This is a genomic window from Streptomyces sp. GC420 (assembly GCF_009916105.1).
Classification (GTDB): Bacteria; Actinomycetota; Actinomycetes; order Streptomycetales; family Streptomycetaceae; genus Streptomyces.
The window spans coordinates 1-2,804 of record NZ_JAAAXQ010000630.1 but is presented as its reverse complement, the minus strand read 5'-3'; the positions used below and the strand labels follow the sequence as shown (position 1 = coordinate 2,804).

At 70.5% G+C, this 2,804-nt stretch carries 3 protein-coding genes; all 3 read right to left on the bottom strand.

Annotated features, from left to right (window positions below):
- Window positions 1-1,083, bottom strand: a 1,083-nt coding sequence (locus tag GUY61_RS37135) for a M1 family aminopeptidase (RefSeq protein ID WP_243767015.1), incomplete at its 3' end; no start/stop codon positions are given.
- A 42-nt stretch (window positions 1,084-1,125) separates the two neighbouring features.
- The gene (locus GUY61_RS37130; RefSeq protein ID WP_208106927.1) at window positions 1,126-1,503 is read right to left on the bottom strand and encodes a chorismate mutase; all 378 of its coding nucleotides are present in this window, start codon (window positions 1,501-1,503) and stop codon (window positions 1,126-1,128) included.
- Between the two features lie 356 nt (window positions 1,504-1,859).
- Window positions 1,860-2,642 carry a serine protease gene (locus GUY61_RS37125; protein WP_166634695.1) on the bottom strand — a complete coding sequence of 261 codons (783 nt, stop codon included), beginning with the start codon at window positions 2,640-2,642 and terminating at the stop codon, window positions 1,860-1,862.
- Between the last annotated feature and the right edge of the window lie 162 nt (window positions 2,643-2,804).

The window sequence follows — 2,804 nt, the reverse complement described above, 5'->3', positions numbered from 1 at the left end:
GTGGGTGGACGGCCGCTGGTCGGCGTCGTAGCCCCAGTACTTGCGGGCGACGGCGAAGTCGGCCCAGGTGCTGGTGAATCGGGTGGCCTCGGAGAGGATCTGGAAGCCCATGTATTCGGCGAAGGACTCGTTGAGCCAGATGTCGTCCCACCACTTCATGGTGACGAGGTCGCCGAACCACATGTGGGCCATCTCGTGGGCGATGACCATGGCGCGGGTCTGGCGTTCGGCGTCGGTGACGGCGGAGCGGTGGATGAACTCGTCGCGGAAGGTGACGAGTCCTGGGTTCTCCATGGCGCCGGAGTTGAACTCGGGCACGAAGGCCTGGTCGTACGAGTCGAAGGGATAGGGCTCGTCGAAGATCTCGTGGTAGCGGTCGAAGCAGCCGCGGGTGATGTCGAGGAGTTCGTCGGCGTCGGCGTCGAGGTGGGGGCCGAGGGAGCGGCGGACGTGCAGGCCGAAGGGGATGCCCTTGTACTCCGTCGTCACGGAGTGGTAGGGGCCGGCGGCGAGCGCCATCAGGTAGGTGCTGATGGGGGGTGTCTTGGCGAGTTTCCACCGGGTGGCGCCGTTGTCCGTCTCGCCGGACCTGGTGGCGCGGCCGTTGCCGATCACCGTCCAGTCGGCGGGGGCGGTGACGGAGACCTTGAAGACGGCCTTGAGGTCGGGCTGGTCGAAGGCGGCGAAGACCTGGTCCGCGTCGGTCATGCAGCACATCGTGTAGAGGTATGTCTCGCCGTCGGCGGGATCGGTGAAGCGGTGCATGCCCTCACCGGTGTGCGAGTAGGCCATGTCGGCCTCGATGCGCAGCTCGTGCCGGCCGGCGGTGAGGTCCTTGAGCGGGAACCGACCGTCGTCGAGGAGGGCCGGGTCGAGTTCCCGGTCGTCGAGGAGGACCCGGTGCAGGGTACGGGGCCGCAGCTCGGCGAAGGTGTCCGCACCGGACTCGCGGACCGTGAAGCGGATGACCGTCGTGGAACCGAAGACCTCCTCGCCGCGGGTCAGGTCGAGGTCGATGGTGTAGCGGTGGACCTCGAGGGCTCCCGCTCGTGTCGTCGCTTCTTCGCGCGTCAGTACGGACATGGCCATATCGTGCCGTACGCCGGGGGCCGTGTGCAGGGCGGATCAGGAGCGCGCGATGGTCTCGTGGTGGCGGATCACCTCGGCGATGATGAACGTCAGGAACTTCTCGGCGAAGGCCGGGTCGAGCTTGGCGTTCTCGGCGAGTTCGCGCAGCCGGGCGATCTGGCGGGCCTCGCGGGAGGGGTCGGCGGGTGGCAGTTTGTGGGCGGCCTTGAGGCGGCCCACCTGCTGGGTGCACTTGAAGCGTTCGGCGAGCATGTGGACGACGGCGGCGTCGATGTTGTCGATGCTGTCGCGGAGCCGTTCGAGCTCGGCCTGCACGGACGGGTCGACGCCGGTCCCGGCGGCGGCCGGGGTGCCGTGAGCGCGCTGGGTGCCGTTTCCCGGGGCGGGGGTCCCCTCGGTGTTGCTGGTGGTCATGGGAGACGAGCCTAGTCAGCGGCCGGGCGGCCCGTGAGCGCCGGGGCCCGGTCCGTGGGATGCGGGCCGGTGGGCAGCGGGTCTCGGCGGGCCGTCCCGCGGTCGTCCGGTGACGGTGCGCACCTGCCCGGTGCGTACCTGTACGCGTACAGGTGAGCGGTTGGGCGGGGAGGACCACCGCCCGGCGCGGACGGCGGACCGGTGCGGATCGGGGGTGCGGCGCGGATCGGGGGTACAGGCGGGTGTACGGACGGGGTACGGGCCCGGGGCGCTCGGCCCCGGGCCCGCGGTGTGACGCCGGCGTGCTTCCGGCCTCGGTGTGCCGGCGTCTGCGCGTCGGCGCCGGGCGTCGTCGCTCAGAGCGTCGAAGCCGCCTGCGCTATCGCGGAGGCGAAGGCCGAGACCTCCGTGTACACGCCCGGCTTGCCCGGCCTGGCGCAGCCCTCGCCCCAGCTCACGATGCCGACCTGGATCCATTCGCCGGCGTTGTCCCTGCGGAACATGGGGCCGCCGGAGTCGCCCTGGCAGGTGTCGGTGCCGCCCTCGTCGAAGCCGGCGCAGATCTCCTCGGCGTCCACGAGGTCGCCGTAGGAGCCGCCCGCCGCGCGGCAGGTGGCGTCGTCGACGAACGGGACGGTCGCCTTGAGCAGGTAGCGCTGCTGGGACCCGCCCTCGCGGGCCGCGCCCCAGCCGGCGACGGTGAAGTCGCCGGTGTTGTACTGCGCCGTGGTGGCGGTCTTCAGGGTCGGCAGGTTGATGGGCTGGGCGAGCTTGATGAGGGCCCAGTCCTTGCCGGTGCCGTTGTAGCCCGGGGCGCGCAGGACCTTGGTCGAGCGGACCTGTACGCGACCGCTGGAGCTCTGGAGGTCCACCACGCCGGCGGTCGCGGTGATGCTGGTGTTGTTGCCGGAGGCGCCGACGCAGTGCGCGGCGGTCAGCACGATCTGCTGGGTGTAGAGCGCGCCGCCGCAGCCCATGGAGAGCCGGACCATGAACGGGAACTCGCCCTGCGCGGCGCGCGTGCCGCCGACGACGGGCGCCGGGGCGGCCTGGGCTCCGGCGGGCTGGAGGCTGACGACGGCGAGCGCGGCGGCGCCGGCGACCGCGCATCTTTTGAGCGCCTTGATGAGGTTCTTCAACGTGATGCCTTCCGTGGGGGGTTGACATACGAGGCAGAAATGACAGGCCCATGCCAAAGACCGAAAAGAAACGGGCACTTTCTGGCATGGCCCGCTCAAATCTGTTGCTGGATTATGAGAACGCTGTGAGCGCGGCCACAAGGGGCGGGATCCGGCCACCCC

What these genes read in the sequence shown, in the direction of transcription:
- GUY61_RS37130 (WP_208106927.1), bottom strand. Translation starts at nt 1,503, where the DNA reads ATGACCACCAGCAACACCGAGGGGACCCCCGCCCCGGGAAACGGCACC.